At 60.1% G+C, this 15547-nt stretch carries 20 protein-coding genes; 10 read left to right on the forward strand and 10 right to left on the reverse strand.

The genetic code is table 11. From position 1 onward, the window contains the following. Positions 1 to 4: 4 nt before the first annotated feature. Entirely contained in the window at positions 5 to 1519 is a 1515-nt protein-coding gene (betC, locus tag ACIOVD_RS18845; protein ID WP_401129576.1) for a choline-sulfatase, read from the reverse strand. Between the two features lie 114 nt (positions 1520 to 1633). Between betC and ACIOVD_RS18850 the strand changes: the two genes are divergently transcribed. Together ACIOVD_RS18850 and ACIOVD_RS18855 are read left to right on the forward strand one after the other, a co-directional pair. Further along, positions 1634 to 2584: a choline sulfate utilization transcriptional regulator gene (locus tag ACIOVD_RS18850; RefSeq protein WP_095165099.1), complete on the forward strand. Its 951-nt coding sequence runs from the start codon at positions 1634 to 1636 to the stop codon at positions 2582 to 2584. Between the two features lie 40 nt (positions 2585 to 2624). Next, complete coding sequence (locus tag ACIOVD_RS18855; protein ID WP_401129578.1) at positions 2625 to 2951, forward strand: DOPA 4,5-dioxygenase family protein; 327 nt, start codon at positions 2625 to 2627, stop codon at positions 2949 to 2951. A 72-nt stretch (positions 2952 to 3023) separates the two neighbouring features. Here the strand turns inward: ACIOVD_RS18855 and trpA are convergent, their stop codons facing one another. Both trpA and trpB read right to left on the reverse strand, forming a co-directional pair. Then, positions 3024 to 3836, reverse strand: coding sequence for a tryptophan synthase subunit alpha (gene trpA, locus ACIOVD_RS18860; RefSeq protein ID WP_095165101.1), 813 nt, complete (start codon positions 3834 to 3836; stop codon positions 3024 to 3026). Further along, positions 3836 to 5056, reverse strand: coding sequence for a tryptophan synthase subunit beta (gene trpB / locus ACIOVD_RS18865; RefSeq protein WP_401129580.1), 1221 nt, complete (start codon positions 5054 to 5056; stop codon positions 3836 to 3838). The genes trpA and trpB overlap by 1 nt, the downstream gene beginning before the upstream one ends. A 112-nt stretch (positions 5057 to 5168) precedes the next feature. On the opposite strand from trpB, the gene ACIOVD_RS18870 reads away from it, so the two are divergent. Further along, positions 5169 to 6062: a LysR family transcriptional regulator gene (locus tag ACIOVD_RS18870; RefSeq protein WP_095165103.1), complete on the forward strand. Its 894-nt coding sequence runs from the start codon at positions 5169 to 5171 to the stop codon at positions 6060 to 6062. On the opposite strand, the gene ACIOVD_RS18875 is transcribed toward ACIOVD_RS18870, so the two are convergent. Beyond that, positions 6059 to 6385 (reverse strand): YqjD family protein, encoded by a 327-nt coding sequence (locus tag ACIOVD_RS18875; RefSeq protein ID WP_095165104.1) that lies wholly within the window; start codon positions 6383 to 6385, stop codon positions 6059 to 6061. The genes ACIOVD_RS18870 and ACIOVD_RS18875 overlap by 4 nt on opposite strands. 153 nt (positions 6386 to 6538) lie before the next feature. Between ACIOVD_RS18875 and ACIOVD_RS18880 the strand changes: the two genes are divergently transcribed. Then, on the forward strand, positions 6539 to 6754 hold the full coding sequence (locus tag ACIOVD_RS18880) for a dodecin (RefSeq protein ID WP_029290270.1): 216 nt from the start codon (positions 6539 to 6541) through the stop codon (positions 6752 to 6754). A gap of 131 nt (positions 6755 to 6885) precedes the next feature. Beyond that, entirely contained in the window at positions 6886 to 7107 is a 222-nt protein-coding gene (locus tag ACIOVD_RS18885; RefSeq protein WP_401129583.1) for a DUF1161 domain-containing protein, read from the forward strand. A 68-nt stretch (positions 7108 to 7175) separates the two neighbouring features. Here the strand turns inward: ACIOVD_RS18885 and ACIOVD_RS18890 are convergent, their stop codons facing one another. Beyond that, a complete protein-coding gene (locus tag ACIOVD_RS18890) occupies positions 7176 to 8177 on the reverse strand; it encodes an LLM class flavin-dependent oxidoreductase (protein WP_095165106.1) in 1002 nt (333 codons plus the stop codon). A 240-nt stretch (positions 8178 to 8417) separates the two neighbouring features. Here ACIOVD_RS18890 and ACIOVD_RS18895 point away from each other — a divergent pair, with 240 nt between their 5' ends. Then, the gene (locus ACIOVD_RS18895; RefSeq protein WP_095165107.1) at positions 8418 to 8849 is read left to right on the forward strand and encodes an OsmC family protein; all 432 of its coding nucleotides are present in this window, start codon (positions 8418 to 8420) and stop codon (positions 8847 to 8849) included. Between the two features lie 184 nt (positions 8850 to 9033). Further along, complete coding sequence (locus ACIOVD_RS18900) at positions 9034 to 9267, forward strand: DUF1161 domain-containing protein (RefSeq protein ID WP_401129586.1); 234 nt, start codon at positions 9034 to 9036, stop codon at positions 9265 to 9267. 6 nt (positions 9268 to 9273) lie between these two features. Here the strand turns inward: ACIOVD_RS18900 and ACIOVD_RS18905 are convergent, their stop codons facing one another. Together ACIOVD_RS18905 and ACIOVD_RS18910 are read right to left on the reverse strand one after the other, a co-directional pair. Further along, complete coding sequence (locus tag ACIOVD_RS18905; protein ID WP_095165109.1) at positions 9274 to 9696, reverse strand: hypothetical protein; 423 nt, start codon at positions 9694 to 9696, stop codon at positions 9274 to 9276. 40 nt (positions 9697 to 9736) lie between these two features. After that, entirely contained in the window at positions 9737 to 10153 is a 417-nt protein-coding gene (locus tag ACIOVD_RS18910) for a hypothetical protein (protein ID WP_401129588.1), read from the reverse strand. A 59-nt stretch (positions 10154 to 10212) separates the two neighbouring features. On the opposite strand from ACIOVD_RS18910, the gene ACIOVD_RS18915 reads away from it, so the two are divergent. After that, complete coding sequence (locus ACIOVD_RS18915; protein ID WP_401129590.1) at positions 10213 to 11286, forward strand: aminopeptidase; 1074 nt, start codon at positions 10213 to 10215, stop codon at positions 11284 to 11286. A 76-nt stretch (positions 11287 to 11362) separates the two neighbouring features. On the opposite strand, the gene ACIOVD_RS18920 is transcribed toward ACIOVD_RS18915, so the two are convergent. Continuing rightward, complete coding sequence (locus tag ACIOVD_RS18920) at positions 11363 to 12016, reverse strand: HAD family hydrolase (protein WP_095165113.1); 654 nt, start codon at positions 12014 to 12016, stop codon at positions 11363 to 11365. A 19-nt stretch (positions 12017 to 12035) separates the two neighbouring features. Beyond that, positions 12036 to 12581 (reverse strand): gamma carbonic anhydrase family protein, encoded by a 546-nt coding sequence (locus ACIOVD_RS18925; protein ID WP_095165114.1) that lies wholly within the window; start codon positions 12579 to 12581, stop codon positions 12036 to 12038. A gap of 62 nt (positions 12582 to 12643) precedes the next feature. Here ACIOVD_RS18925 and prlC point away from each other — a divergent pair, with 62 nt between their 5' ends. Then, the gene (prlC, locus tag ACIOVD_RS18930) at positions 12644 to 14722 is read left to right on the forward strand and encodes an oligopeptidase A (RefSeq protein WP_174244558.1); all 2079 of its coding nucleotides are present in this window, start codon (positions 12644 to 12646) and stop codon (positions 14720 to 14722) included. Continuing rightward, positions 14719 to 15009 carry a YheV family putative zinc ribbon protein gene (locus tag ACIOVD_RS18935; protein ID WP_401129592.1) on the forward strand — a complete coding sequence of 97 codons (291 nt, stop codon included), beginning with the start codon at positions 14719 to 14721 and terminating at the stop codon, positions 15007 to 15009. The genes prlC and ACIOVD_RS18935 overlap by 4 nt, the downstream gene beginning before the upstream one ends. A gap of 116 nt (positions 15010 to 15125) precedes the next feature. Here ACIOVD_RS18935 and ACIOVD_RS18940 read toward each other — a convergent pair whose 3' ends face one another. Further along, a complete protein-coding gene (locus ACIOVD_RS18940) occupies positions 15126 to 15431 on the reverse strand; it encodes a hypothetical protein (RefSeq protein ID WP_095165116.1) in 306 nt (101 codons plus the stop codon). Positions 15432 to 15547: the final 116 nt, after the last annotated feature.

Raw genomic sequence — 15547 nt, forward strand, 5'->3', positions numbered from 1 at the left:
TACATTATTGGTTTTGGCAGGGTTGTGGATAACGAGCCTTGCGCTCCAGATCATCGAGGTCGATGTGGTTGCGCATGTATTGCTGGCTAGCGTCGACCAGTGGCTGGTGGTCCCAGCTCTTCAGGTGGCCAAGGCGCAGTGCGTCAGCCACGAATCGCCGGCGGCGCTGGCTGGCCAGGACCTGCTGGTGAATCGCCGGGATATCCCACTTGGCGCGAGCTTCGGCGAGAAAGGCGGCGTAAACCGGTTGATGCGGAGGCGAGTGACTGAGCTCTTCCTGTTCGCACGGGTCGTTGCGTACATCGAACAACAGGCAGGGGTCGTCTTCACTGTAGATAAATTTGTAGGGCCCCCGGCGGATCATCATCAACGGGCTGACGGTGCCTTCGGCCATGTATTCGCCAAACACTTCATCGTGGCCGCCCTGCCCCTGCAGGTGCGGCAACAGCGAGCGGCCGTCCAGTGGCAGGCCAGGCTGCAGCTCGCCACCGGCCAGGGCGACGAAGGTCGGGAGCAGGTCGGCGGTGGACACGGCGGCAGTGACGCGTCCGGCCGCGAACTGGCCAGGCGCATAGACCAGCAGCGGCACCCGGGCGGCCATTTCGAACCAGTGCATTTTGTACCAGAGGCCACGCTCGCCGAGCATGTCGCCGTGGTCGCCGGAAAACACGATGATGGTGTCGTCGCTCAGACCGGTCTCTTCGAGGGTCTGCAGGAGTTTGCCGACGTTGGCATCGATGTAACTGCACGCGCCGAAATAGGCTCGGCGGGCATCACGGATCTTGTCCACGGGCAGTGGCTTGTCCCATAGGTCGTAGACCTTGAGCAGGCGCTGGGAATGTGGGTCGAGGTCGGCCTGCGCGGGGGTCGCCGGCAGCGGGATGTCCTGGTCGTCATACAGATCCCAGAATGCCTTGGGAATGGTGTACGGGTCGTGTGGGTGGGTCATCGACACCGTCAGGCAAAACGGTTGGTCGCCGTCTTCACGGATGTGATCGAACAGGTACTGCTGGGCCTTGAAGACCACCTCTTCATCGAAGTCCAGCTGGTTGGTGCGCACGCAAGGTCCGGCCTGCAGGACTGAGGACATGTTGTGATACCAACTCGGGCGCACGTCCGGTTCATCCCAGTTGACTGCCCAACCGTAATCGGCCGGGTAGATGTCGCTGGTCAGCCGTTCTTCATAGCCATGCAGTTGGTCCGGGCCGCAGAAGTGCATCTTGCCGGACAGCGCGGTGCGATAGCCGAGGCGACGCAGGTAGTGGGCATAGGTCGGCACATCGGCGGGAAAGTCTGCGGCATTGTCGTAGGCGCCGATCTTGCTCGGCAACTGGCCACTGACCAGGGTGAAGCGCGAGGGTGCACATAACGGGCTGTTGCAGTACGCCGCGTCGAATACTACGCCCTTGTCCGCCAGTCGGCTCAGGTTGGGCAGCTTGATCGGTGAAGCGCCGTAGAACGGCAGCAAGGGCGCGGCCATTTGGTCGGCCATGATGAAAAGAATGTTCTTGCGCTTCATGTGATAGCGGCATTCCATAGTGGGCAGTTATGCGAAAGTGCTGTGATCGAGAATGTAGCCCGTGCTCTTCGCGGTAAAGCCCATGTCCGGCAATGACTAGGATAAGCCCACCTTATGTATGACGCCCTTGGTGAACTCTCCCTGGACCTGTTGCGCACCTTTGAAGCGGCGGCGCGCCATGGCAGTTTCACCGCCGCCGCAGTGGAGTTGGGCACCACCCAACCTGCTGTCAGCCAACAGCTCAAGCGGTTGGAGGAGCAACTGGCAACACGCTTGTTCGACCGCATCTACCGGGGCATCGAGCTGACCGAAGCCGGGTCGATCCTGTTCGAGCAGGTGCAGAGCGGCCTGCAGAGTATCGAGGCCGGGTTGAGCGCGATCAGTGCCCAGCACCAGCATGAGGTGTTGCAGGTGGCCACCGATTTCGCCTTCGCCGCTTACTGGCTGATGCCGCGTCTGCATCGCTTTCACGAGGCCAACCCCCGGGTGGATGTCAGCCTGGTGACCAGCGAACGTAATCACAACATGTTGCGTCCCGACATCGATGTGGCCGTGCTGTTCGGCGAAGGGCGCTTCAAACAGGGTGAAAGTCACTGGTTGTTCAGCGAGGAAGTGTTCCCGGTGTGCAGCCCGCAGCTGCTCAAGGAGCGGCTCGCGCCCCTGCCCGCCCACGCTTTGCTGGAGTTGCCGCTATTGCATCTGCGGGGCGAGAACAGCAGCCATTGGTTCGACTGGAGCGGTGTGTTCCGCAGCCTGGGTATCGCCACCCCGCCGACGCCTGGGCAATTGCGGTTTGATAATTACACCCTGTTGATTCAGGCGGCGATTGGCGGTCAGGGCGTGGCCATCGGTTGGCGGCATTTGGTCGATGACCTGCTGGCGCAGGGGCTTTTGGTGCGGCCGATTGCCGAGACGGCGATCTCGGGGTTCGGTTACTACGTGGTGCTGCCCCAGCGCAAACGCCGCAGTGCGTTGATCCAGCAGTTCGTCGACTGGCTGATGAGTGAACAGGCCAGCAGCGCTGAGTCGCTGGCAGGATTGGCCCTGCCGTCCATTGCGGTGTAGCGTTGCCCTTGGGACTTGGATTGGGCAAGACGAGAGCACTATGCAACGGATCAAGGGCTACCACGCCCATGTTTATTTCGACGCGAGCACCCTTGCTCAGGCGCGGGCGCTGTGTGAAGAGGCTGCCCTGCTATTTCCCCTGCAAATGGGCCGAGTCCACGAACGCCCGGTGGGGCCGCACCCGGACTGGAGCTGCCAGTTGGCCTTTGGGCCGGAATTGATCGGCGTGGTGCTGCCGTGGCTGGCGCTGCATCGCAACGGACTGGTGGTGTTCCTGCATCCCGAGACCGGGGATGAGCTGGCCGATCACACGAACCACGCGATCTGGATGGGGGCGATCCGGCCGCTGGACCTGTCGATTTTTTGAGGGGTGGGCTGGCGCCAGAAAAAAAGGGCCCGGAACATGGTTCCGGGCCCTTGGCTGTTACGGGATCAAGACTTAGCCAACGCGAGCGTTGCGCACACCTTCAGACAGCGCCGCACACAGGCTCAGCACACCATCAATGGCCTGGTCCGGCGTGGTGGCATTGGCGATATGGTCGATCAATGCCGAACCCACCACCACCCCATCTGCCAAGCGGGCAATCGCCGCTGCTTGCTCTGGCGTACGGATGCCGAAGCCGATGCTGATCGGCAGGTCGGTGTGGCGGCGCAAACGGGCCACCGCTTCTTCGACGTGCTCCAGGGTGGCAGCACCTGCACCCGTCACACCCGCCACCGAGACGTAGTAGACAAAACCGGAGCTGCCATTGAGTACGGTTGGCAGGCGTACGTCGTCGGTAGTCGGGGTGGTTAGGCGGATAAAGTCCAGGCCCGCGGCTTGGGCCGGATCGCACAGTTCGCCGTTATGTTCAGGTGGCAGATCGACCACGATCAGGCCATCCACCCCCGCTTCCTTGGCGTCCGCGATGAAGCGTGGAACACCGTAATAGTGAATAGGATTGAAGTACCCCATCAGTACCAGTGGTGTGTCGTTGTTGCTCGCCCGGAACTCGCGAACCATTTGCAGGGTTTTCGCCAGGTTCTGTTTGGCGCCTAGGGCCCGGATGTTCGCAAGCTGGATCGCCGGGCCATCGGCCATCGGATCGGTGAATGGCATGCCGAGCTCAATCACGTCGGCGCCGGCTGCCGGCAGCCCCTTGAGGATCGCCAGGGAGGTGTCGTAGCTGGGGTCGCCAGCAGTGACAAAGGTCACCAGGGCCGCACGGTTTTGCTCTTTGAGTTCGGCGAAACGGGTTTGCAGGCGGCTCATCAGTGTTTCTCCTGCTGAGAGTGTTCCATGTGGAACATTACGGTTTGCATGTCCTTATCACCACGACCAGACAGGTTGACCACCATCAGGTGATCCTTGGGCAAGGTCGGTGCGCGTTTGAACACTTCGGCCAGGGCGTGGGCGCTTTCCAGTGCCGGAATGATCCCTTCCAGGCGGCAGCACTTGTGGAACGCGTCGAGGGCTTCATCGTCGGTCACAGAGGTGTACTGGGCGCGACCGATGTCATGCAACCAGGCGTGCTCAGGGCCAATGCCCGGGTAGTCGAGGCCAGCGGAAATCGAGTGGGCATCAACGATCTGGCCGTCGTCGTCCTGCAGCAGGAAGGTGCGATTGCCGTGGAGCACACCAGGTACCCCGCCGTTCAGGCTGGCGGCGTGCTTGCCGGTTTCGATGCCATGACCGGCCGCTTCAACCCCGATGATCTCGACGCTGGTCTCGTCGAGGAACGGATGGAACAGGCCCATGGCGTTGGAGCCACCGCCGATGCATGCCACCAGGCTGTCAGGCAGACGACCTTCCTGGGCTTGCAACTGGTCACGGGTTTCCTTGCCGATCACGGCCTGGAAGTCACGGACCATCGCCGGATAAGGATGCGGGCCGGCGACGGTGCCGATCAGGTAGAAGGTGTTGTCGACGTTAGTCACCCAGTCACGCAGGGCTTCGTTCATTGCGTCTTTCAGGGTGCCGGTGCCGGCCACTACCGGGATCACTTCGGCACCCAGCAGTTTCATGCGAAACACGTTGGCCTGTTGGCGCTCGATGTCGGTGGTGCCCATGTAGATCACGCACTCCAGACCAAAACGCGCGGCTACAGTGGCAGTGGCCACACCGTGCATGCCGGCGCCGGTCTCGGCGATGATGCGTTTTTTGCCCATGCGCCGTGCCAGCAGGATCTGGCCGATGCAGTTGTTGATCTTGTGTGCGCCGGTGTGGTTCAGCTCTTCACGCTTGAGGTAGATCTTGGCGCCGCCACAGAACTCGGTCAGGCGTTCGGCAAAGTACAGCGGGCTCGGACGTCCGACGTAATCGCGCTGGAAGTAAGCCAGTTCTTCTTTGAAAGCCGGATCTTCCTTGGCCGCTTCGTATTCGCGGGCCAGGTCGAGGATCAACGGCATCAGGGTTTCGGCGACGTAGCGGCCACCGAACGCGCCAAACAGGCCGTTGGCGTCAGGGCCGTTGCGCAGATTAGTCTGGGTCATGGGGCGCTCCAGTTGAATGCGTGAAGTGACAATGGCGTTCACTCTACCCCTGACGTCGATGGCTGAAAACCGATAAGATCGCCACAACCTGTCAGGAAAACTCACAGATACCATGAGCCACGACCTGCCCCCTCTCAACGCCCTGCGCGCCTTCGAAGCCGCTGCCCGCCTGCACAGTGTCAGTCAGGCGGCGGAGCAATTGCACGTTACCCATGGAGCAGTCAGCCGGCAGCTGAAAGTGCTCGAGGAGCACTTGGGGGTGAGTCTGTTCGTCAAGGACGGACGCGGCCTGAAACTCACAGATGCCGGCGTACGTCTGCGCGACGCCAGCACAGAGGCATTCGAGCGCCTGCGCACGGTCTGCGGTGAGCTGACTCAGGGCCACGCCGAGGCGCCTTTTGTCCTGGGCTGCTCCGGTAGTCTGCTGGCTCGTTGGTTTATTCCGCGCCTGGGGCGGTTGAATGCCGATCTGCCGGATTTGCGCTTGCACCTGTCGGCCGGCGAAGGTGACCTGGACCCGCGTCGTCCGGGCCTGGATGCCTTGCTGGTATTCGCCGAGCCGCCATGGCCTGCGGATATGCAGGTGTATGAACTGACCAGCGAACGAATCGGCCCGGTGCTCAGCCCCCGCTTCTCCGGGTATGAGTCGCTGCGTGACGCACCGGCCAGTGCCTTGCTCGAATTACCCTTGTTGCATACCACATCGCGACCGCAAGCCTGGCCCAGCTGGGCACAGCACAATCAACTCGACCCCGGGGCCTTGAAGTTCGGCCAGGGTTTCGAGCATTTGTATTACTTGCTGGAGGCGGCCGTGGCCGGGCTGGGTGTGGCGATTGCCCCACAGCCATTGGTGGCCGAGGACGTGAAGGCGGGTCGCCTGGTTGCGCCGTGGGGGTTTTCTCAAACCCCGGCGCAACTGGCGTTGTGGTTACCCAAGCGCGCCGCGGACGGGCGCGCTCGGCAGCTGGCGCAGTGGCTCAAAAATGAGCTGCGCCAGGCAGATTAATCACCGCGTTTGCACAGCAGGTAGGCCGCCAGCAAACCCAGGGCCCCGACGGCTACACCCGCGGTGGTCCAGGGGTGTTCCTGCGCGTAATCGCGGGTCGCGATCCCGGTCTCACGGGTTTTCACTTTGACTTCTGTGTAGGCATCGCTGAGCAGGCTGCGCGAGTGTTTCAGCGCGCTCTCGGCATTGCTTTTGAGGGACTTGAGGGTTTTCAGCGACTCGTCCGAGGCATCACTTTTCAGGCTTTCCAACGACTTGAGCAGACTCTCGATCTCGGCTTCCATGCTTTGCAATGAGGCTTTACGTAAAGAGGTGTTGGCCATGGTGGCTCTCCTGCATTGATTGAGTAGCGTGTGTTGGTTCCGACTCCAGCGGTTCGCGAAAGTGCAGAAAATATGAACCTTAGCAGCAGAAATGCCCACAGAAGAAATACCGAAAATCACTGCTAGGCTGTAGGAACACCCAAGGAGATCGCCATGACAGACCACCACACGTACAAGAAAGTCGAACTGGTTGGCTCCTCGCCCACCAGTATCGAGGACGCCATCAACAATGCCTTGGCTGAGGCCAGCAAAAGCATCAAGCACCTGGAATGGTTTGAGGTCACTGAAACCCGAGGCCACATCAAGGACGGCAAGGCTGCGCACTTCCAGGTGACGCTGAAGGTCGGGTTCCGGATTGCGAATAGCTGAAGATGAACTAGATTTCTGAACTTGTGAGCTGGCCGATTGCCATAGGGAGTGGCAAAGCGCTACTTAATCTGCGAGCGCTGATGCCTTGGGCTAAACGCTAATCCTATTGATCCGACCAGGGAATGTGACCGATGAAGAAGTTGATTCTGGCTATTGGTTTGCTGAGCATCGCAGGAGCAACCCTTGCGGCCGGCAAGCCTTGTGAAGAACTGAAAGCGGAAATTGCAGCGAAACTCGATGCCAAGGGCGTGTCAGGTTATTCGTTGGAAATCGTCGACAAGGGCACTGCGGCTGACGGTAAAGTCGTAGGCACCTGTGAAGGTGGTTCCAAGGAAATCGTCTACAAGAAGTAGTTTGAATTCGCTGCAAGTGAAAAGCCGACGCTTTGGCGTCGGCTTTTTTATGGGCGCGGGGTAAGTGCTCAGCCTCTCATCACCTGCGCCAGCAGCTCGTAGGAGTGCAGGCGATCGGCGTGCTCGTACAGGTCGCAGGTGAAGATCAGTTCATCGGCCTGGGTCTGTTCGATCAGGACTTCCAGCTTGCCGCGAATTTTTGCCGGACTGCCGACCATGGCCAGCCCGAGGAAATCCCCTACTGCCTGTTTCTCATGGGGTAACCACAGGCCGTCCATGCTCTCGACGGGCGGGCGCTGAACCAGGCTTTGCCCACGCATCAGCGCGAGGATGCGCTGGTAGACCGACGTAGCCAGGTACTCGGCCTGCTCATCGGTGTCGGCGGCGACCAGTGGTACGCCGAGCATCACATAGGGCTTGTCGAGGACCGCTGATGGCTTGAAGTGATTGCGATAGACGCGAATCGCCTCGTGCATGTAGCGCGGTGCGAAATGTGAGGCAAAGGCGTAGGGCAAGCCGCGTTCGCCCGCCAGCTGTGCGCTGAACAGGCTGGAACCCAGGAGCCACACCGGGACGTTGGTGCCGGTACCGGGCATGGCGATGATGCGTTGGTCCGGTGTGCGGGGGCCGAGGTAGCGCACCAGTTCGGCGACGTCTTCGGGGAAGTCATCGGCGCTGCCGGAACGTTCACGGCGCAAGGCGCGAGCGGTCAGTTGATCGGAACCTGGGGCACGGCCCAGGCCCAGGTCGATGCGGCCCGGATAGAGGCTTTCCAGGGTGCCGAACTGTTCGGCGATCACCAGTGGTGCATGGTTGGGTAGCATCACCCCGCCGGAGCCGACACGAATGCTCGACGTGCCGCCGGCCAGATAACCCAGCAACACCGAGGTGGCGGAGCTGGCAATGCCGTCCATGTTGTGGTGCTCGGCGACCCAGAAGCGGTTGTAACCCCATTTTTCGACGTGCTGCGCCAGGTCCAGCGAGTTGCGCAAGGATTGGGCCGGGCTGCCGTTCTCCCGCACGGGCACCAGGTCGAGGGTCGAGAACTTGATATCGGACAGTTGTTTCATAAGCCTGCGTCTCCAAGGGGTATGCAGGCTTTTCTCACTAACGAAAACCTGCCGAATGTATAAGCCTGTTCTATGCAATGTGGGCATATACCCGAGTTTCAATAGCTGACCTGAAAATGCCTACCAGATAAGCGGTTCTATCCGACAGGGTGAACTTTGTCCGGCCATCTATCCTCAGAACCCTTAGCTACCGAAAACCATCAAGGCGCGACTCTCGCGCCGGATCTTGAGGAGGCACACATGAGCATCAAGAAGAAAGCATCGGCACATTGGGAAGGTGACCTGAAAACCGGGATCGGCTCGATTTCCACGGAAACCGGGGTCCTCAGGGAAGCCCCCTACGGCTTCAAGGCGCGTTTCGAGGGGGGTAAGGGGACCAACCCCGAAGAACTGATCGGCGCAGCACATGCAGGCTGTTTCTCCATGGCCTTTTCGATGATTCTCGGCGACGCCGGCCTTAAGGCCGAGAGCATTGATACGCAGGCAGAGGTGACCCTGGATCAGGTCGACGGTGGTTTTGCGATTACCGCCGTGCACCTGATTCTCAAGGCAAAAATCCCCGGCGCCAGCCAGCAGCAATTTGACGAGTTGAGCAAAAAAGCCAAGGAAGGTTGCCCGGTGTCCAAGGTGCTGAACGCGACAATCACCCTGGATGGCACGCTCGTCAGTTGAACCTCTCCTCCCCCACATAGGAGTTGGCTTGCCAGCGAAACGGACCTGTCTGACACCACGAGTTGGCAGATTCGCCAACAAGCCGACTCCTACAAATCAGAACTCCCAGGGCGAAATTGTGGTCGAATAAATGACAGCAGCCCAAGCGCACACCCGTGCGCGCTGCTTCAAGGGAGCTTCAACCATGAAACGTTTTGCCTTGGCGGTTATCTGCGGTGCGTTGGCCACATCGGCCCTGGCGGCGCCAAAACCGTGCGAAGAACTCAAGGCCGAGATCGAAGCCAAGATCCAGGCCAACAACGTATCGTCCTATACGCTGGAAATTGTCAGCAATGATGATGTGCATGACCAGAACATGGTGGTCGGCACCTGCGACGGCGGTAGCAAAAAAATCATCTATCAAAAGAACGACCGCTAAGACGCCTCAGGGCACGCAATTGACCTGACGTTCTTCGGCAACGAGCTGGCGCTGGGCGTTGTACAGCCGGGCGCTGGGGGTAAAGGCCAGTGAGCGGGCCTCGAGCCGGTAACGCTGGCCCGCTTCGAAATGCTCGTAAGGGATGGTCATGTAGCACAACCGCTCCTGCGGGTCGGTGTTCATGCCCATGCCACCGCCAAACACTTCAAAGTCAAAACGCACGGTCAGTTCATGGCTGCCCGGCGTGACCTGGAAAAAACGCCCATCACGCTGTGGTTGATTGTCCAGGCGCTCGGCCATCAGGACTTTTCCGCCGGGGGTTGGCATGGCGAAGTCGACCCAGGCCATGTTCGGATTGACATCCGGCAGGGGGCTGGCTGCGCACGCAGACAATGCGCCGAGGGCAAAGAACAGCAAATACCTGTGCATGATTCAGTTCCGGGTGGTCAGGCATTCAGCATAGCGCCGATCAGCTGCGCTGACAGCCCGCTGGTTGCGCCTGGCCAACCACTTTGCGCTGTTCGTCATAGAGTTTGGCCCAGGGACGGAAGCCAATGTTGCCAGCCTGTAACTGATAGCGCTGGCCAGCGTTGAAGTCGTTGAATTTCACGCTCAACTGACAATCTCGCCACAACGGCTCGGCGTCTGGGCCGATGTTGGTTGGATCGACGGTGAACTGATAACGCACCGTCAGTTCATGGCGCCCGGGCGGAACCTGGAAGTAGCGTTTGTCCACAGAGGCTTTGTCATCCACCTCCAGCGCTTGCAATGCAGCGTCTTCAGGGTGAGGTGCAAGGTCGATCCAGGCTTGCGTCGGGTCGGGTTGGGGCAATCCAGCACAGCCGGCCAGCATCAGCAGGCCTCCAGTCAGCAGTAACACGCGCATAGCGAAGCTCCAGTCAGGCGAGATAGTCTTGCGGGCAGACTCCCCAAGGATGATTCGATGTGATCAGGCTGCTTCCAAGCCATCGGTTACTTGATCGCGTTTTGCGCGTTTTGTTTCCGGCTGTGATGTTTTTGTTGCTCAACGGTTGTGCCAGCGTCGATTACTACAGCCAGTTGGCCAGCGGTCAGTGGCAGTTGCTGCGGGCTCGCGAGCCGGTCAGCAAGGTGCTGGCTGATCCGGCCAGCGACGCGACATTGCGCGCACACCTGGATCAATCGCAAAAGGCCCGCGACTTCGCCAGCCAGCACCTGCACCTGCCGGACAACCTGAGCTATCGCCTCTACGCAGACCTAGGTCGCCCCTATGTGGTGTGGAATGTGTTCGTCACTGCGGAATTTTCCCTCAGTCCGCAGAACCATTGCTTCCCGATTGCCGGGTGCGTGGCCTACCGCGGGTACTACCGCCAGAGTGCGGCGCGGGGCGAGGCAGCCCTGCAGCGACTGCAGGGCATGGATGTCTCGATCAGTGGCGTGGAGGCCTATTCAACCTTGGGTTGGTTCAATGACCCGATCCTCAATTCGATGCTGGGCTGGGGCGACGAGCGCCTGGCCAGCCTGATTTTTCATGAGCTGGCGCATCAGCGTTTTTATCTGAAGGACGACACTGAGTTCAACGAGTCGTTTGCCACCTTCGTTGAGCAGCAAGGCACTCGGCAATGGCGCATAGCCCGCGGGTTACCCCCGGCCAACGACGCCCGGGTGCGACAGCGCGAGCAGTTCACCCAGTTGCTGCTGGACTGTCGCACGCGCCTGGAGGCCCTGTACGCCCTGCCCTTGCCGAGTGAGCAGATGCGCCAGCGCAAGAACGCCGAGTTCGAGCGCTTGCGCAGCGGCTACCGAACCCTACGTGACAGCCAATGGGCCGGCGATAAGCGTTACGACGCCTGGATCTACGCCCCCATGAACAACGCGCGTCTGCTGCCCTTCGGTCTGTACGAGCAATGGGTGCCGGCGTTTGCCCAGTTGTTCAGGCAGTCGGCGGGGGATTGGCAGAGGTTTTACGCCGCCGTCGAACAGTTAGGTGCGTTACCGGCGCAGCAGCGCAAGGCGGCCCTGAGGTCGTTGTCTGGCTGAGGGAAGCCATCGCGGGCAAGCCTCGCTCCTACGAGGGGGGCGCTTGTAGCAGCAAGGCTTGCCCGCGATGACAATCTTAATCGTCGCGCAAAAACGCTTGATGCAACTGCGCCAGCGTTTCGAAGTAGTACGCTGGGTGCTCGGCGTTCAGTTCTTCAAGGCTGCCAAAGCCATAGCCCACCGCGGCGGCATCCAGGCCGTTGCGCTTGGCGCCGATCAGGTCGTGTTTACGATCGCCGATCATCAGGGTGCTGCTTGGGTCCAGCCCCTCCTCGGCCACCAGGTGGGCAATCAGTTCGACCTTGTCGGTGCGGGTGCCGTCCAGCTCACTGCCGTAGATCACCTTGAAGTGTCGGTCGAAATCGAAGTGGCGCGCGATCTCCCGGGCAAAGATCCAGGGTTTCGACGTTGCGATATACAGCTCTCGCCCCTGCCCGCTCAAGGTTTCCAGCAGTGGTGTGACGCCATCGAACACCCGATTTTCATAGAGCCCGGTGACTTTGAAGCGCTCACGGTAGAAGTTCACCGCGTCCCACGCTTTGGCCTCGTCGAAGGCGTAGAACTGCATGAAGGCCTGCAGCAAGGGCGGGCCGATGAAGTGTTCAAGTTTGCCGAGGTCCGGCTCATCGATCCCCAGTTTGCCCAAGGCGTACTGGATGGAACGGGTGATCCCTTCGCGCGGGTCGGTCAGAGTGCCATCAAGGTCGAATAAAACGCTTTGGTAATGCATGAAAATTCCCGAATGAGAGTCAGAGCTGGTCGTAGCCTTCGGCCAGATGCAGGTCTTTGAGCTTGACGTAGTTGGCCGCGCTGTAGGTAAAGAATGCGCGCTCCTTGTCGGTCAACGGCCGGGCCTGTTTTACCGGGCTGCCCACATACAGGAAGCCGCTGGCCAGGCGTTTACCTGGCGGCACCAGGCTTCCCGCGCCGATGATCACCTCGTCCTCGACCACGGCACCGTCCATCACAATGCTGCCCATGCCGATCAGAATCCGGTTGCCGACGGTGCAGCCGTGCAGCATGACTTTGTGGGCAATGGTCACGTCATCGCCGATCAGCAGCGGGAAACCGTCCGGGTTGAATGGTCCGGCGTGGGTGATGTGCAGTACGCAGGCGTCCTGCACGCTGGTGCGCTGGCCAATGCGGATGCGGTGCATGTCGCCGCGGATCACGGTCAGCGGCCAGACGGAGCTGTCGGCGCCTATTTCGACGTCGCCGATCACCACTGCCGAACCGTCGACAAACGCGCCATGGTCGAGCACGGGAGTGTGGTTCTGATACTTGCGAAGGGACACGATAGGCTCTCTCTCTGTTGCTGATAGCTGCGGTTGGCGTCGATTGTAATTAAGATGGGGCAATGTTTCTTCCAGCCAAGGTGCCAACCGTGAGCGTGAACAACCCTCTTTTGCAGTCCTACGACCTGCCGCCGTTCTCGGCGATCCGCGCCGAGCATGTACAACCGGCCATCGAACAGATACTCGCGGACAACCGCGCTGCCATTGCCGACCTCCTCAAGACCCAGGGCACTGAACCGACCTGGGCCGGCCTGGTGCTGGCGATGGATGAGCTCAACGACCGCCTGGGCGCCGCCTGGAGCCCGGTCAGCCACCTTAACGCGGTGTGCAACAGCGCCGAGTTGCGTGAAGCTTACGAGTCCTGCCTGCCAGCGCTGAGCGCCTACTCCACCGAGCTGGGGCAGAACCGTGAACTGTTCCAGGCCTTCGAAGCCCTGGCCAACAGCCCGCAGGCGGCCGGCTTTGATGTGGCGCAAAAAACCATCCTCGAACATTCCCTGCGGGACTTCCGCCTGTCGGGTATCGACCTGCCGGAGGCTGAGCAAAAGCGTTATGCCGAGGTGCAGAGCAAGCTGTCTGAACTGGGCAGCCGCTTTTCCAACCAGTTGCTCGATGCCACCCAGGCCTGGACCAAGCACATCACCGAGGAGGCCGCCCTCGCCGGCCTGACGGATTCGGCCAAGGCGCAAATGGCCGCCGCGGCGCAAGCCAAGGAGCTGGATGGCTGGTTGATCAGCCTGGAGTTTCCGAGCTACTTCGCGGTAATGACCTACGCCCATGACCGTGCATTGCGCGAAGAAGTCTACGCCGCCTACTGCACTCGTGCGTCGGACCAGGGTCCCAACGCCGGTCAGAACGATAACGGGCCGGTGATGGAAGAGATCCTCGACTTGCGTCAGGAACTGGCCCGGCTGCTGGGCTACAGCAGTTTCTCGGAACTGAGCCTGGCGACCAAAATGGCGGAGTCCAGCGATCAGGTCCTGAGCTTCCTGCGGGACCTGGCCAAGCGCAGCAAGCCGTTCGCCGCCCAGGACCTGGAGCAGTTGAAGGCCTATGCGGCCGAACAGGGCTGTGCTGACCTGCAAAGCTGGGACAGTGGTTTCTACGGGGAAAAACTCCGTGAGCAGCGTTACAGCGTCGCTCAAGAGGCGCTGCGCGCGTACTTCCCGATCGATAAAGTACTGGGCGGTCTGTTCGCTATCGTCCAGCGCCTGTACGGCATCGAGATCGCCGAGCAGACGGGGTTCGACACCTGGCATCCGGATGTTCGCCTATTCGAAATCAAGGAAAACGGCGAGCACGTTGGCCGCTTCTTCTTCGACCTGTACGCGCGCGCCAACAAGCGCGGTGGTGCCTGGATGGACGGTGCCCGCGACCGTCGTCGCACTGCCGAGGGCGTTCTGCAAAGCCCGGTAGCCAACCTGGTGTGTAACTTCACCCCAGCCGACAGCGGCAAGCCGGCGCTGTTGACCCATGATGAAGTCACCACCCTGTTCCACGAGTTTGGCCACGGCTTGCATCACCTGCTGACCCGAGTCGAGCATGCGGGTGTATCCGGTATCAATGGTGTGGCCTGGGATGCGGTCGAGTTGCCGAGCCAGTTCATGGAGAACTGGTGCTGGGAGCCGGAAGGCCTGGCGCTGATTTCCGGTCACTATGAAACCGGCGAGCCACTGCCCCAGGACTTGCTGCAGAAAATGCTCGCGGCGAAGAACTTCCAGTCGGGCCTGATGATGGTGCGTCAGTTGGAGTTTTCCCTGTTCGACTTCGAACTGCACGCCACCCACGGCGATGGTCGCAGCGTGCTGCAGGTGCTCGAAGGCGTGCGCGACGAGGTCTCGGTCATGCGTGCGCCGGCCTACAACCGCTTCCCCAACAGTTTCGCGCACATCTTTGCCGGTGGTTACGCCGCGGGTTACTACAGCTACAAATGGGCGGAAGTGCTGTCGGCTGACGCATTCTCCAGATTTGAGGAGGAAGGTGTACTCAACGCTGCGACCGGTCGGGCCTTCCGTGAGGCGATCCTGGCGCGTGGAGGCTCCCAGGAGCCAATGGTGCTGTTCGTCGACTTCCGCGGACGTGCACCGTCGATTGACGCACTCTTGCGCCACAGCGGCCTGGATGAGGGCGCGGCAGCATGAGTGATGGGCCTGTGAGCATAACCAAGAAGCGCTTTATCGCTGGAGCAGTGTGCCCGGCGTGCAGCGAGCCGGACAAATTGATGATGTGGAGTGAAGACGACGTACCGCACCGCGAATGCGTGGCGTGCGGTTACTCGGACACACTCAATGAGCAGGGTCTGTCGGTTCCCAAGGAGTTGGGGACGCGGGTCAACACCAGTGCCGTGAAGGTGGCTGATACCAAGGTTCAGACTGTGCAGTTCTTTGTGAACCCGAAGTTGAAGAAAAAAACTGACGAGGCACAGTAACGGCAACTAACAAAGCCGGCTCTCTGAGAAGCCGGCTTTGTTCAGGCTAATGTGCTGATTTATGATCAGCTATTAACTTTAATCCACTTTAATGTCATTCGACTTATAAGTTCAATTCAAGGACTGGTAATACTGGCGTAGGCTTTTGCCAAGGCCAGGAGTTTTGCCTTGTCATCCTCATCGATATCACGGTCATCATCGACATCCTTGTTGATGTTGGCAATGCTGAACGACTGGCCGCCATCGTAGGAGGACGCAATAATTGTGGTGGAGTCCAGCAGCGCCTCGGTCGGCGCCTCGTTTTGTGGATCCCAGCCTGACTCTTTTAATGCAAACTGCATGGACACCAGGACTTCATTTGGATCGACCACAGTGGGACCAAGTTTTTGCAGAAAAATACCACGACGATTGAAGTACGACATTATTAAATCCTTTTAAATAATGATCAAAGTTATAAACGAGCGTCTGGATACTATCGAGGTGCACATGACGATCGCCACTTCATTGTTGTAACGCAGCGTGTCGCCAAGTTCATTGT

It is taken from the genome of Pseudomonas sp. NPDC087626 (assembly GCF_044743405.1).
Lineage (GTDB): Bacteria > Pseudomonadota > Gammaproteobacteria > Pseudomonadales > Pseudomonadaceae > Aquipseudomonas.

Coding starts and splice junctions, on each gene's coding strand:
- betC (WP_401129576.1), bottom strand. CDS start 1,519: ATGAAGCGCAAGAACATTCTTTTCATCATGGCCGACCAAATGGCCGCG.
- ACIOVD_RS18850 (WP_095165099.1), top strand. CDS start 1,634: ATGTATGACGCCCTTGGTGAACTCTCCCTGGACCTGTTGCGCACCTTT.
- ACIOVD_RS18855 (WP_401129578.1), top strand. CDS start 2,625: ATGCAACGGATCAAGGGCTACCACGCCCATGTTTATTTCGACGCGAGC.
- trpA (WP_095165101.1), bottom strand. CDS start 3,836: ATGAGCCGCCTGCAAACCCGTTTCGCCGAACTCAAAGAGCAAAACCGT.
- trpB (WP_401129580.1), bottom strand. CDS start 5,056: ATGACCCAGACTAATCTGCGCAACGGCCCTGACGCCAACGGCCTGTTT.
- ACIOVD_RS18870 (WP_095165103.1), top strand. CDS start 5,169: ATGAGCCACGACCTGCCCCCTCTCAACGCCCTGCGCGCCTTCGAAGCC.
- ACIOVD_RS18875 (WP_095165104.1), bottom strand. CDS start 6,385: ATGGCCAACACCTCTTTACGTAAAGCCTCATTGCAAAGCATGGAAGCC.
- ACIOVD_RS18880 (WP_029290270.1), top strand. CDS start 6,539: ATGACAGACCACCACACGTACAAGAAAGTCGAACTGGTTGGCTCCTCG.
- ACIOVD_RS18885 (WP_401129583.1), top strand. CDS start 6,886: ATGAAGAAGTTGATTCTGGCTATTGGTTTGCTGAGCATCGCAGGAGCA.
- ACIOVD_RS18890 (WP_095165106.1), bottom strand. CDS start 8,177: ATGAAACAACTGTCCGATATCAAGTTCTCGACCCTCGACCTGGTGCCC.
- ACIOVD_RS18895 (WP_095165107.1), top strand. CDS start 8,418: ATGAGCATCAAGAAGAAAGCATCGGCACATTGGGAAGGTGACCTGAAA.
- ACIOVD_RS18900 (WP_401129586.1), top strand. CDS start 9,034: ATGAAACGTTTTGCCTTGGCGGTTATCTGCGGTGCGTTGGCCACATCG.
- ACIOVD_RS18905 (WP_095165109.1), bottom strand. CDS start 9,696: ATGCACAGGTATTTGCTGTTCTTTGCCCTCGGCGCATTGTCTGCGTGC.
- ACIOVD_RS18910 (WP_401129588.1), bottom strand. CDS start 10,153: ATGCGCGTGTTACTGCTGACTGGAGGCCTGCTGATGCTGGCCGGCTGT.
- ACIOVD_RS18920 (WP_095165113.1), bottom strand. CDS start 12,016: ATGCATTACCAAAGCGTTTTATTCGACCTTGATGGCACTCTGACCGAC.
- prlC (WP_174244558.1), top strand. CDS start 12,644: ATGTTTCTTCCAGCCAAGGTGCCAACCGTGAGCGTGAACAACCCTCTT.
- ACIOVD_RS18935 (WP_401129592.1), top strand. CDS start 14,719: ATGAGTGATGGGCCTGTGAGCATAACCAAGAAGCGCTTTATCGCTGGA.
- ACIOVD_RS18940 (WP_095165116.1), bottom strand. CDS start 15,431: ATGTCGTACTTCAATCGTCGTGGTATTTTTCTGCAAAAACTTGGTCCC.